We start from the raw sequence: 12,517 nt of genomic DNA, 5'->3' as shown, positions 1-12,517 counted from the left end.
AACTGCAGTTTTATGCTAGAGCTCAACGCACGAATAATGAAATCCATCCATTCAGTTGATGATGAATATTTGATCTCCAAAATACGGTGTTCATATTGCGCTCTCCGGGGAAAAAATTTTTCACATGATCCGGCTATCAATAGTTTAGCCAGTTGCGGGAAATAGAAATGAGCAAACAGCCTACCAAAATCCAGCTTGAACAAATCATTCGAGAATTGGAAAGCGAGAAAAGAGACTTTGCACGGACCGTTGTAAGGGACGAAGAACGCTATCGCACCATTTTTGAATATACGGGAAATGCAACTATTCTGATTGCCGAAGACACAACCATCCTGCTTGCCAACTCCAACTTTGCCAGTCTCGTCGGCTACACAAGGGAGGAAATGGAAGGAAAAATGAGCTGGACCGGTTTCATTGTCCCCGAAGATCTGGCCATGATGAAACAATATCATTTCCGGCGAAGGGAAACAAAGGATCCCGTCCCGAATTCGTATGAGTTCAGGTTAAAATCCGGGACAGGAGAAATCCGGGATATTTCCCTCACCGTGGCATTAGTGCCGGGCACCAAAGAAAGCGTGGCCTCCTGCATGGACGTCACCGAACGCAAGCGGGCCATGGAAGCCCTGAGCCAAAGCGAGGAAAAATACCGCAATATCCTGGAAACAATGGAAGAGGCCTATTTTGAAATCAATCCGCAGGGGAATTACACATTTTTCAACACGGCTCTATGCAGGATACTGGGTTACCCCCGTGAAGAACTTACCGGCATGAACTATAAAGCAACGGTCACACCCGAATCATTAAAGACCATTCCCGATATCCGCCGGGAATTATCCGCAACCGGTTCCACGCAAAATATCATCATTGCAGAGGTCATCCGGAAAGACGGCGTCCGGAGAAACATCGAATTTTCCGTATCGCTTTTGCGGGGACAAACGGGTGAACCGACAGGCTTTCGGGGCATCGGCAGGGATGTCACGGACAGAATCCAGGCCCAGCAGAAAATCAAGGATAGTGAGAAACGATACAGGTTGCTGGCGGAAAATCTCACGGATGTCATCTGGGTGCTCGATCCGAATCTGAATTATATTTATGTCAGCCCTTCCATAGAGAGCCTGAGAGGCTACACCCCCGAGGAAGAAATGCACCAATCTCTGGAACAGCGCCTGACACCGGATTCATATAAGACAGCCATGGATATCTTCGCCCAGGAAAGCCTGCTCGAACAAAGCGGACAGAGACACGACAGGGATTGGGTAAAAAAAATCGAGCTCGAAATGACTTGCAAGGATGGTTCAACCATCTGGACGGAACTCACCATCAACATTTTCTATAATGATCATGGCGAACCGCAGGGGCTTCTCGGCGTTACCCGGGACATCACGAAGCGCAGGAAAGCCGAACAGGATCTGATCAAAAAAGAAGAGCTCTACCGGACTATTTTTGAACACACGGCAACGGCCAACATGATCGTTGCCGAGGATACCACCATTCTGCTGGTTAATTCCAATTTTGAGAAACTCAACGGGTTTTTGCGGCACGAAGTTGAAAATAAAATGTCCTGGACTCAGTTCGTCGTTCCGGAAGATCTGGAAAAAATGAAGCAACGCCATGTCAAACGGCGAATTGAACCGGCAGGTGCTCCGAGCACTTATGAATTCAGGGGCGTGATCAAATCGGGTGAAATCCGGAACTTATTTATGAGCGTGGCCATGATACCCGGCACCCAAAACAGCATCGCGTCTCTTATTGACATGACCGATTACCAGAAAGCCCAGGACAACCTGAGGCAAAGCGAAGAACGTTTCAGGGACATGGCCAGGCTTCTGCCGGAAACCATTTTTGAAACCGATATGACCGGAAAGCTGACCTTTGTGAATGAAATATCCTTCGCCCGCTTCGGATATACCCGCGATGACGTGGAAAAAGGCCTGAAGCTTTTGGATGTCCTGGCGCCGGAGGAACGCGAACGGGTGCGGGCAAACGCCGAACGGTTTTATCAGGGAAAAAACTTCGGCCTCAGCGAGTACCTGGCCAGAAAGAAGGACGGAACCATCTTCCCCGTCCTGGTGCACAGTACGCCTATTATTAAGGACGGCTTCCCCGCGGGAACCAGGGGATTTCTTGTGGATATGTCCGATAAGAAAGCCATGGAGGATCAACTGTTGCGGGCGCAAAAGATGGAAGCCATCGGCACGCTGGCCGGAGGCATTGCTCACGACTTCAACAATCTGCTGATGGGCATCCTCGGCAATCTCTCCATGCTGCTCATGCATCTGGATGAAACCCACCCCTTCCACGACCGTCTCAGGACCATGGAGGAGTATGTTCAACGGGGGTCTAATCTTACCCGGCAGCTTCTGGGTTTTGCCCGGGGAGGCAAGTACGAAGTCCGGACGACCAACCTCGGCAAATTTGTTCTCCGAAGCGTGGACGTGTTCGGCCGGACCAAGAAAGATATTGCCATTCATCATAAAACGAACGACGCCGTCTGGTATGTGGATGTGGACCGCGGCCAGATGGATCAGGTGCTGCTTAATCTGTTCGTAAACGCCTGGCAGGCCATGCCCAGCGGCGGCAACCTGTATGTTTCGGTGGAAAACACCGAACTGCGTGCAGAGCAGGTCGCCGCCTTCGGCGTCCCCCCGGGAAAGTTTGTAAAGTTGACGGTAACGGATACGGGGGTCGGCATGGATGAAGCCACCAAGTCCCATATTTTTGAACCGTTTTTTTCCACCAAAGAACGCGGACACGGCACCGGCCTGGGCCTGGCTTCTGTTTACGGGATCATCAAAAACCATGGCGGATTTATCAGTGTGGAAAGTGAAAAAGGCGTCGGCACATCCTTCATCATTTATCTTCCCGCGTCGGAAAGAAAGTTGGAAACGGAACCGGTTAAAGAAAATAAACTCTATGAAGGTCAGGAGACTATCCTGCTGATCGACGACGAAGAAATGATTGTTGATGTCGGGACTCAAATGCTGGAAGGACTTGGATACAGGGTTCTGACGGCCACCGGCGGCCGGCAGGGCATCACTATTTTTGAGAACCATAAAGAAACAGTCGATCTGGTGATTCTGGACATGATTATGCCGGATTTAGGCGGCAAGGAAACTTTTGAAGCGCTGCTGCGGCTGAAGCCTTCCGTCAAGGCTCTGCTGTCAAGCGGATACAGCGAGGACGGTCTGGCAAAGGAAATCATGGACGGAGGCTGCAAAGGCTTTATCCAGAAACCCTTCACTATGGTGGAACTCTCCCGGAAGCTCAGAGAGATCCTGGGAAAAGACTAAAATAAGTTTCCGGGCATCGGACGTTCCAATTAAACAGCCACTCAGGCGCTTTCACAAATGGAGGAAGACGAAAACATCATGAAGACCATTCATTATACATCTGTCGAACCCCGTCATTTCGACAACGACCAGGCGAAAGGCGTTTCCGGCCGCGTCGTCATCGGCAGAGATGACGACGCCAATCATTTTTGCATGCGCGTCTTTGAGGTTGCGCCGGGCGGCCATACCCCCAGGCATGCACACGCGTGGGAGCACGAAATATTCATCCACGCCGGCAAAGGCGAAGTCTACGGCCGGGGAAAATGGCATCCCCTTCAGGCCGGGAGCGTAATATTTGTTCCGGCCGATGAAGACCATCAAATTCGCAATACAGACCGGGAGATCCTGATATTTGCCTGTCTGATTCCATCAGGAGTTCCGGAATTATGATCGGCTCCGCTTTGCGTTAATTTCATTGACTCGCAAACCGTTTTTCCTATATGCACAAAGACTATGAGCTTTGTTAGATACCGCTATCTGATTTTCGGCATTCTGGGCGCCGCCTACATTCTGGTTTTTTTTCACCGGCTGGCTCCGGCGGTTGTCGCCGTCGATATGATGACGGATTTAAAAACCGGCGGCGCGCTGATGGGCATTCTGGCCTCGGCTTATTTCTACCCTTACGGTTTGATGCAGATTCCCGCGGGCCTTTTATCCGACTCGTGGGGACCGCGCCGGTCGATCGTCTTTTTTTTCATCATCGGCGCGGTGGGCTCAATGGCTCTGGGGTTTGCGCATACCGTAAGCGCGGCGATAGCCGCCCGCATTGTGGTGGGCCTGGGTGTAGCCATGGTGTTTATCCCTACGCTGAAGATTCTGACCCATTGGTTTGAGCGGGAAAAATTTGTCCATATGAGCGGTTTGCTGATGGCGCTGGGCGGCGTGGGCGCCTACACGGCATCAACGCCTCTGGCGCTTATGAGCGATGCGATAACCTGGCGCGGCAGCATGATCGCAATTGGTGTGTTGACGCTTGTTATTTCGGGTCTGGTCTGGCTCCTGGTTCGGGACACGCCCGAACAGGCTGGTTACCCGGCGCTCACCAACTGTGCGGAAGACGACACGTGCGACGGCACAAAATTCGGTATTCTGGGCAGCATCTTCCTGGTCATTAAAAACAAAGATTTCTGGCCGATGGCCCTGTGCAGTTTTTTCGGATCGTTGGTATCTTTGAGTTTTTCCGGACTGTGGGGCGGTCCTTTTTTAATGCACGTTTATGGAATGACCAGAACCCGGGCGGGAGCGCTGCTGTCAGCCATGGCCATCGGCATGATCGTCGGCGCGCCGGTGATGAGCTGGCTTTCCAACCGGATCTTTCATTCACGAAAGAAAGTTCTGATTCTCAGTCAGCTGGGCGGCCTGCTGGTTTTTGCCCCGCTTGCCTTTTTCACCGGCGATTTTTCCGAAACGGCGCTCTATCTCTGGTGCTTCTTCTACAGCTTTTTCATGTCCAGTCTGGTTGTTGTCGGCTATTCCGCCATCAAGGATTCTTTCCCGATACAAATCTCCGGCACCGCCACCGGCACATTGAATATTTTTCCCTTTGCCGGCGCCGCGCTGGGCCAACCGCTCATCGGCTGGTATCTGGATTCCGCAGGCGCAGTGGGCGGCATTTACCCCGTAGAGGCCTATTCCGCCGCGTTCAAGATATGCCTGCTGTCTCTTTTTGCAGCGCTCATCGCCAGTACGCAGGTGAAAGAAACTTTCCCGAAAAAACAGGCGGATGCTTAACGACCCTCCTGACGCCGGGATATCAGGCTATGCCGCTCATCAATCGCGTGCGGACAATGGCAATGTGACTGCGCAGGGAATAGAATTGATCGGCAAACGAAGCCGGAACTTTCATATTATTGACGGCCTGTTCAATCCCCTCCAGCCTGGCCATCAGTTCTTTTTGTTTTTCGGACGTCATATTCAGGCCGAGGTCGCCCTCGAGAATCAGTAAAGCCCGGTACCAGCGCAGAATCCGCAAACGCATCCGCCAGCGGTAGATCACCGGTATGCTCTTCAGTCCCGGGATCAAAACCAGAATCATCGGCACAATAACCACCAGGATACGGTTGAGCAGACTGGCCATCCGGAAAGGCAAATACCGGTAGAGGAAGCTCTTGCCTGATTTGTAAAAGCGCTGCGCATCCGCGCTGATGCGGTATTCATGTTCGAGCGGGGCTGGAAATTCCCCCTGGCGCTGATAACGGCCTGCCCGGCCGTGAACTTCCGTCGCTGCTTCCAGAAGCAGATCGGAAAGCGCCGGATGCAAATCAGCCCTCGCAATCAGTTCAACCGTCGGACTGAGCAGATTAATATGGTGATCGGGAATATTTTTTCCAAAATCGATGGATCCCGCAAGCAGCACCAGCTTATTTAAATACCGGATGCGACGCGTATAGGCGTCGGCCTGTAAAAAATCAAAGGCTGTAATGCCCGGTTGCTTCAGCAGATCACGCATGGTTTTCGAAGCCGCGGAATCCCCCATCATAAAGGCCCCGTCTATTTCACCTTCCAGAAGCGCTTTTTCGGCTTCTTCATCATCGATGGCCAGAAGCGTGGTCGTCCCGCCGGGTTTAATGCCATTCAGTTCCAGAAGCGTAAGCGCCAGTACATGGGTCCCCGTTCCTTTTTCACCGATAGCCAGGCGTTTGCCGCTGAAGTCGGAAAGAAGTTTCAACGGCTGATCTTTCCGGCAAAACAGGTAAAGCGGTTCATAAGAAATGCTGCCCAGGGAAACCAGGTTATCAATATTTTGCCCCCTGGTCACGCCTGCCTGAACAAATCCGACATCCACATGAAATTTGGGATCCGCCAGCCGTTGCAGATTTTCCAGCGATCCTTCAGAAGGAAGAATTTTCAGCTTTACGCCTTTACGTGCTAAAATTTTGGCATATTTTTCGGCATTCCTCTGGAAGAGACTGCCTTGATCCCCGCTGGTCATGACAATGGTATCGGGGGGCGCGGAATAAAAGAACCAGAACGAGGCCGTCAGCAAAACCGCAACGGTAAAAATAAGAGCGGCAAGCGTTGCGCCGGGACCGAGACCGAATGTTTCCCCGAACATCACTTGCAGATTGCGGAAACGAACACCGATATTTTTGGCAAAACCCGCCTGACCGGGGCCTGATTCTTTGCTGTTTCCTGCCTCCATGATCAACTCCTCTGCTGATACCGGGGTTTTAGATTGTTTGATTGCGCGCAGCTTGATTGATTCTTAAAATCCTGTCCTGTATTTTTCTGTAGCCATAATATAGCAAATATCATCCGATTACAATCCTGTGGATGCTTACGTATTTTCTTTTAACCATTTTTTAAGCAGCCGTGCTGATGGCTGTCACGGCAGGCAATCCGACGGGATTTGCCATGGCGCCATGATATCGATCAGCCGTCGCGCCTGTTATCGGTGATATGATTTCAGTAAAGGGTATGATATAGGCATCGAAAAATTAAATCGATGCGGCTTCGCATTAGCTGAGTATCATCTGCCGATGAACAGTGGAAAAGGAGCGATGTAATGGCTATCTCCGACAACAAGGGAATACTTCTGGAGACGGGTACAAATGAATTGGAAATTATTGAAGTCTTTATCGACGAAGTGGGCGGATACCGGGGTTATTACGGCATCAATGTAGCTAAAGTTATCAAGATCATCAGCCTGCCTGCCATCATCAAACCACCGAATGCCGCACATTTTGTCTCCGGGATGTTCAATCATTGCGGCAATGTTATTATCCTGATCGATATGGCCATTTGGCTGGGAAGAGAACGCCGGGAGGACGTCAGGCCGATCGCGATCATCACGGAGTTCAACAGAGTAACATCCGCCTTTCTCGTATCCGGCATCACCAGAATTCACCGCACCAGCTGGGCCAACATCAAACCGCTGGATAGTTACATGCAGAATTTTTGCCCCGCCGTTACGGGGTACATTAATCTGGAAGATAAAAACGTGCTCATGCTCGATCTGGAAAGGGCCATCGGTGAGATTAATCCTGATCTTGCGGTGCCCCATCTTCAACCGATTGAAAACAAAAAGGCCGTTTCAGAATCGGCAGCTGATGGAATCATCTATCCCATCCGTGTTCTTCATGCCGACGATTCCGGAATGATCCGCCGCGCAACAAGGGAAGCCCTCGAATCGGGGGGAGAATTCATCGTTACATCAGAAGTTGACGGCAGCGTCGCCTGGGAATATCTGATGGACACCAAGAGGCGGGCCGCTGAGCAGAACAAACCCCTGACGGACTTTATCGACATCATTCTTACGGATGTGGAAATGCCCCAGATGGACGGCTACCATTTATGCCATAAAGTCAAAAACGATCCGGTGCTGAAGGATCTGCCCGTTGTTTTATTTTCCTCGCTGATTACCGATAAACTGTTGCATAAAGGAAAGGCCGTCCACGCCGATGCCCAGCTCTCCAAACCCAACACCACGGAGCTGATCGCAAAACTCAAAGAGATCATGATGAAAAAGTAATTTGCGCTTGCCATTGTCATGCGATCTCAGGACACCATTTCCTCGATGATGACCTTAATCGGCTTGATGTCTTTAATCAGCGCGCTGACCTGGCCCGCTCCCAGGGCGGCCCGTTCATAATTTCCGGTTGCCGTGGGAACGCGATCCAGTTCATCGGCAATATTTTTCACTGCCGGATCAGCCATTTTCTGTTTGATCCAGGGCGAAACAATAATCCTTGAACGCAAATTGCCGGCAGGTATCAAATCGGTTCCGCCATCCTCACACTCCACAATAGCCTTCTTCCATCGTTCGTCGGCCGGGCTCTCCTCAGATGCCAGAAATCTTGTCCCGACCTGCACCCCCTGCGCCCCCAGAGCCAGTGCAGCCTTGTACCCTCTGGAATCCGCAATGCCTCCTGCTGCCACAACCGGAACTTTGACGTGATCGACCACCAAAGGCACAAGGACCATGGTGGATGATTCGGAATTTACGGAACGCAACCCTCCCGCTTCCGAACCCGCAATGACCAGGCCGTCCGCACCGGCCTCCACCGCTTTTAAGGCGTGATGGAAGGCAAGGACGACATGAATCCCCTTCATCCCCAAGTCATGAATGATCGGATAAATCCCGGCCGGTGAACCCACGGACGTTGTTACGGCCTTGACGCCCGCGCCTGCCAGAACCTCAAGGATTTTTTCATTAAGCGGATTAACCAGCATGATGTTTGCTCCGAACGGCTTATCCGTTAATTCACGCACCCCGTCCACAAGCTTTCTGACTTCGTCAACGTCCTTGACGAATCCCAAAGCCAGCATACCATACGCGCCTGCCCCGGAAACGGCGGCAACCATCCCGGGATCATTCAACATACCAATGGGCCCCTGAATAACCGGATAACGACACCCCAATATAGTTAATAATTCTGACATGAGCAGGACCTCCCCGGATATCTGCTGCGGTAAATATGATTACGACTTTTCATTCCAGACAGGACGTCATCATCCTGCCTGCCCTAAAGACCCAGAAACTGCACTGCGATTCCGCAAAATAAAATTGAAACGCCCGCGAGAGCATGAGTGTAACGTTCAAACCGCGCGGTTGGCAGCCAATGCAAACCGGCAAGGGACGCCATGATAATGCTCAGCATGGTTCCGATCGTCACAGCGCCAAAAACAAGGCTGACGAGGACAACATGAAAAATATGCCCCTGAGCCGCCGGATACATCAGAAGTGGAATCAGCGGTTCACACGGGCCGAAGATCAATATGGCAAATACAATCCAGGGGGTCATCCCGGGACGCCCGGATTTCTCGTGCGGATGGACATGTTCTTGCGCATGGACGTGCACATGTTCGTGAATGTTGCCGTCGCTATGCGGATGCCAATGAGTATGCGGTTTGCTTCGATAGGCAAGGCGGACCCCCCAGATGAAATAGATGAGCCCGAATGCAATCAACATCCATCCGGCAATGCTGCCACGGATGGATTCCAGAGATTCCAAACGCGAGACGGCAACACCGAAACCAATCCCGATGAAACCAAGAATGATGGAACTGCCGACATGCCCGATACCGCAAAGAATCGTCATCCATACCGTTTTAAGGGTTGACCACTTCCGGGCTTTGGACAGCACGATAAACGGCACGTAATGATCCGGCCCTAACAGTGTGTGAAAAAACCCGATGGACACAGCGGTGACAAGCAGTATCCCAAGCTCCTGATTCATGCCAAAACCTCCCGGAATGCCAATGCTCTTTTCAACCGGTTCATCCGCAGCCTTCAATACCCCGCCAGTCTTACAGGATGCGTCCGGAATGACGATCCGGGGATTCAGGGTTAACCCGCTGACGAAGGATAACCATATCAAAATTGTTCAGTGTAAGATAGCCCATTTTATTGAGCAGAGGAGCATCGCAAATCGGGAACACCCGAGGAGCCTTAAATGGTTTTTTCAGAAAATATCTTTATCAGGCATAGCGGTGTGCGGTCTTAAAATATCTCAACGGACATTTTAATCAATGCACAGTTTCTTGGAAGTTGTCCGGCAATTCCTTTCCGGCGGTTTGCCGGGTTGCTGCATCAAATCTGACTATTTCTTCTTTTTCGATGGTTTTTTCTGGCTTATGCAAACATTTCGATATAGCTGCTCTCCTTTACTGTTGGGTATAATACGATCCCATTGACTATGACTATATCTGTAGCGGTCCAATACCTTTCCGTGCCTGTCAAAATCTATAAACTCTTCCATCATAATCATTTTATTCCTGCAATCGATGTTCCACAAGATTGTTTCATGATGATAGTTCCGGTATTTTACGGAGTTCTCCAAATCATATTGTTTGACTTCTTCGATGCTCTTTTCCCTGCGATCATCCGTGATTGTTTTGTATGTCCAGACTAATCGAATGTCCGGTGATTTTGTAATAATTTTTTTATTGTAATATGAATTATATTCAAGAGGTTCCCATATTTTGGGATTTGGCTGTTGTGAAAAGCAGACGGAAGGCAATGAAAGAACGGTGACCATTAAAAGCATGAACAGGAATTGTAATTTATTTTTCATCATCCTCTTTATTTTACCTTGAACCTTTCAATTTTGGAATGGCGGAGCTAATTACAGACCTCTTTCCGGAAAGAGTCTCCAATGGAATCAGGAACCATATATTCCCATTTTGGCTCACCAAAAGAAGCAGCATACACGACTTTCCCTTCCTTATCATAAATGACGACGGACAACACCCGGCCGCTTTTCGCCTGGCAATCGATCTCATATAGAGATGTAAAATGTTCGAGCCTGCGCCATCCTTCCGTTGGCAATCCATTTTGTCTGCTGTCCTGGATAAATATTTTTTCACCTTCCTCAGTCAGGACCCGTTTTACCCACACCTGAACCACATTTTTTATTTTGTTTTCTATTTTATAGGAAATCACATCCCCGCTCTCATCGGTATAATGCTCCACCCAATCTGATGAAGCAATTAGCGGCGTTGCGACCAGAAAGACTATCAGGAATGGTAAGAAAATAACCGGAAAAACTTTTTTCATATTTGTTCCTTTGCGATTGCTATTGAGTTTTATTCATTCGTATTGCACTCTCGAAAAAACATTTTGTCCATCAAAAAGACGCCGTTTGTTTTCGCTTAACTTCAACCACCCTGGCGCTGAAACAACCTCTTTTAAAATATCCCAATTCCTTGGATAAAAATTCTTTATTTCCGGACACATCCTGCAATAAATATTTAATGTGCCTCCCTCCTAACCATGGATAATTATACACCAAAACAAAATGATCCGGATATATGAACTTGCTGCCATTTAATTTTACAACATGCCTCAGTAAATAAACATTGGCCAGCGGTTTCCCGACATACTGAGAAACAGGATAATGCGTTAAAAAATAATCCGGAAGATCGACATAGACCGGTATGTTTTCCGGCACTTCATTTTCAATCACCCGTATATACTCTTTCTGAACCCGATACCCGTCGACATATTCTTCCGACCGTTCTGCTATGGCAATACTTGAATGGGGAATTTCCGGGTAAAACATTCCATTCCTGTTAATAAGGAAAATTATTATGATCAATAAAAGAACGAAGATTCTTATCTTTGCTACTTTTAAAATCTCATCTATTGAATAATAAATGACTAAAAACATGGAGGGAATAACATAAAAAAAGTATCTGGATATAAAAGAAGCACTGTCACTTATTTGTATATAAGCATACACGACAAAATGGAAGATGGAAAATGCAATGATAAACAGGCAATTATAAATGATGATATTAGAATCATTTTCCTGCGATTTTACATATCGAATAATATTTTTCAATAAGACAAATATGGATATCACAACACTTCCGGCAATAATAAAATTTAATTCCGGCATGGAGGATATATAGATCTGCTGCGTATGGAGATTGCGGTAAATGATTTCATTTAAAAGATCCGTAAAAGTTGATTGATTGGAAAATGCAAGTTGAAGACGTCCGATGCTCGACAGCGCAAAAAGCACGGCAAAAGAAGGGATCAAAATAACGAAAAAGTCCAAAATATTATTTTTAAGAGATTTGTTCTTTGAAAATAATGCCAGGATACACACGACCCCGACGGCAATAATACCGCTTCCTTTGGTCAGACAGGCAGCCAAAAGGCACAGGGAGGTTAACCATATCCGGTCATTGCGATAATTATAAAATGCAAACAGGGAGAAGAAAAGTAAGGGAATTTCGATGTACATGCGACCGATTTGGGCAAGCATGAGGGGATAGGCAAGCGAAGCTGCCGCAAGCAGGAAAGCCGTCATATCATCAAACAACCTGCTGTATATCCGCGCCAGCAGAGTGCCTATGGCCGCCGCCATCAGCCACTGTAAAACATGCAAAATCAGCCAGGCCATTTTCCCGCCGCCGGTTATTTTTAAAACAAGAGCCGTCACCAGGGTGAGCAGAGACAATGCATGCGCTGTCGGGCCGCCGTCATGGTAACCCGGCTGAGCCATTAAAAGCGAATAATCAAAACCATGCCTGACTAAGAAATCCGCCGCCGGAAAAATACTGAATGCTTCATCCCAGACCGGCGGCATAGAAAAAAAAGGCCATTTTAAGACAATGATGAATAGAAGGAAGACACTGTAAAGACATCCTGTGCTGCGGAAAATATTATCCGCCAGCTTTTGTAAAATCATATGCAAGTATTGTCTCCTGCTGTTTACTTTTTATCCCCGTGATATGCA

Annotated in this window: 11 protein-coding genes; 5 read left to right on the top strand and 6 right to left on the bottom strand. The window is 48.8% G+C overall.

Annotation, left to right across the window (positions count from 1 at the left end):
- Window positions 1–167: 167 nt before the first annotated feature.
- The 3 genes from CVU71_12595 (at window position 168) to CVU71_12585 (ending at window position 5,060) form a co-directional block, all read left to right on the top strand.
- Window positions 168–3,290 (top strand): hypothetical protein, encoded by a 3,123-nt coding sequence (locus CVU71_12595; GenBank protein ID PKN18336.1) that lies wholly within the window; start codon window positions 168–170, stop codon window positions 3,288–3,290.
- 78 nt (window positions 3,291–3,368) lie between these two features.
- On the top strand, window positions 3,369–3,719 hold the full coding sequence (locus tag CVU71_12590) for a cupin domain-containing protein (GenBank protein PKN18713.1): 351 nt from the start codon (window positions 3,369–3,371) through the stop codon (window positions 3,717–3,719).
- A gap of 63 nt (window positions 3,720–3,782) precedes the next feature.
- On the top strand, window positions 3,783–5,060 hold the full coding sequence (locus tag CVU71_12585) for an MFS transporter (protein ID PKN18335.1): 1,278 nt from the start codon (window positions 3,783–3,785) through the stop codon (window positions 5,058–5,060).
- 22 nt (window positions 5,061–5,082) lie between these two features.
- On the opposite strand, the gene CVU71_12580 is transcribed toward CVU71_12585, so the two are convergent.
- On the bottom strand, window positions 5,083–6,471 hold the full coding sequence (locus CVU71_12580) for a C4-dicarboxylate ABC transporter substrate-binding protein (GenBank protein ID PKN18334.1): 1,389 nt from the start codon (window positions 6,469–6,471) through the stop codon (window positions 5,083–5,085).
- 363 nt (window positions 6,472–6,834) lie between these two features.
- On the opposite strand from CVU71_12580, the gene CVU71_12575 reads away from it, so the two are divergent.
- Window positions 6,835–7,800 carry a chemotaxis protein CheV gene (locus CVU71_12575; protein ID PKN18333.1) on the top strand — a complete coding sequence of 322 codons (966 nt, stop codon included), beginning with the start codon at window positions 6,835–6,837 and terminating at the stop codon, window positions 7,798–7,800.
- Window positions 7,801–7,826: 26 nt separating this feature from the next.
- Here CVU71_12575 and CVU71_12570 read toward each other — a convergent pair whose 3' ends face one another.
- Both CVU71_12570 and CVU71_12565 read right to left on the bottom strand, forming a co-directional pair.
- Window positions 7,827–8,711, bottom strand: a complete 885-nt coding sequence (locus CVU71_12570; GenBank protein PKN18332.1) for a nitronate monooxygenase — start codon at window positions 8,709–8,711, stop codon at window positions 7,827–7,829.
- An 83-nt stretch (window positions 8,712–8,794) separates the two neighbouring features.
- A complete protein-coding gene (locus tag CVU71_12565; protein ID PKN18712.1) occupies window positions 8,795–9,508 on the bottom strand; it encodes a hypothetical protein in 714 nt (237 codons plus the stop codon).
- An 88-nt stretch (window positions 9,509–9,596) separates the two neighbouring features.
- Between CVU71_12565 and CVU71_12560 the strand changes: the two genes are divergently transcribed.
- Window positions 9,597–9,797 (top strand): hypothetical protein, encoded by a 201-nt coding sequence (locus CVU71_12560; protein ID PKN18331.1) that lies wholly within the window; start codon window positions 9,597–9,599, stop codon window positions 9,795–9,797.
- A 74-nt stretch (window positions 9,798–9,871) separates the two neighbouring features.
- On the opposite strand, the gene CVU71_12555 is transcribed toward CVU71_12560, so the two are convergent.
- The 3 genes from CVU71_12555 to CVU71_12545 form a co-directional block, all read right to left on the bottom strand.
- Entirely contained in the window at window positions 9,872–10,348 is a 477-nt protein-coding gene (locus CVU71_12555) for a hypothetical protein (protein PKN18330.1), read from the bottom strand.
- A gap of 44 nt (window positions 10,349–10,392) precedes the next feature.
- A complete protein-coding gene (locus CVU71_12550; protein PKN18329.1) occupies window positions 10,393–10,827 on the bottom strand; it encodes a hypothetical protein in 435 nt (144 codons plus the stop codon).
- A gap of 70 nt (window positions 10,828–10,897) precedes the next feature.
- On the bottom strand, window positions 10,898–12,469 hold the full coding sequence (locus CVU71_12545; GenBank protein PKN18328.1) for a hypothetical protein: 1,572 nt from the start codon (window positions 12,467–12,469) through the stop codon (window positions 10,898–10,900).
- Window positions 12,470–12,517 lie beyond the last annotated feature (48 nt).

The organism is Deltaproteobacteria bacterium HGW-Deltaproteobacteria-6 (assembly GCA_002840435.1).
GTDB lineage: Bacteria > Desulfobacterota > Syntrophia > Syntrophales > Smithellaceae > UBA8904.
The sequence above is the reverse complement of the archived record's forward strand: the minus strand, read 5'-3'. Positions and strand labels throughout refer to the sequence as shown.

What these genes read in the sequence shown, in the direction of transcription:
- CVU71_12570 (PKN18332.1), bottom strand. Translation starts at nt 8,711, where the DNA reads ATGTCAGAATTATTAACTATATTGGGGTGTCGTTATCCGGTTATTCAG.
- CVU71_12545 (PKN18328.1), bottom strand. Translation starts at nt 12,469, where the DNA reads ATGATTTTACAAAAGCTGGCGGATAATATTTTCCGCAGCACAGGATGT.
- CVU71_12595 (PKN18336.1), top strand. Translation starts at nt 168, where the DNA reads ATGAGCAAACAGCCTACCAAAATCCAGCTTGAACAAATCATTCGAGAA.
- CVU71_12580 (PKN18334.1), bottom strand. Translation starts at nt 6,471, where the DNA reads ATGGAGGCAGGAAACAGCAAAGAATCAGGCCCCGGTCAGGCGGGTTTT.
- CVU71_12550 (PKN18329.1), bottom strand. Translation starts at nt 10,827, where the DNA reads ATGAAAAAAGTTTTTCCGGTTATTTTCTTACCATTCCTGATAGTCTTT.
- CVU71_12590 (PKN18713.1), top strand. Translation starts at nt 3,369, where the DNA reads ATGAAGACCATTCATTATACATCTGTCGAACCCCGTCATTTCGACAAC.
- CVU71_12575 (PKN18333.1), top strand. Translation starts at nt 6,835, where the DNA reads ATGGCTATCTCCGACAACAAGGGAATACTTCTGGAGACGGGTACAAAT.
- CVU71_12560 (PKN18331.1), top strand. Translation starts at nt 9,597, where the DNA reads ATGACGATCCGGGGATTCAGGGTTAACCCGCTGACGAAGGATAACCAT.
- CVU71_12585 (PKN18335.1), top strand. Translation starts at nt 3,783, where the DNA reads ATGAGCTTTGTTAGATACCGCTATCTGATTTTCGGCATTCTGGGCGCC.
- CVU71_12565 (PKN18712.1), bottom strand. Translation starts at nt 9,508, where the DNA reads ATGAATCAGGAGCTTGGGATACTGCTTGTCACCGCTGTGTCCATCGGG.
- CVU71_12555 (PKN18330.1), bottom strand. Translation starts at nt 10,348, where the DNA reads ATGATGAAAAATAAATTACAATTCCTGTTCATGCTTTTAATGGTCACC.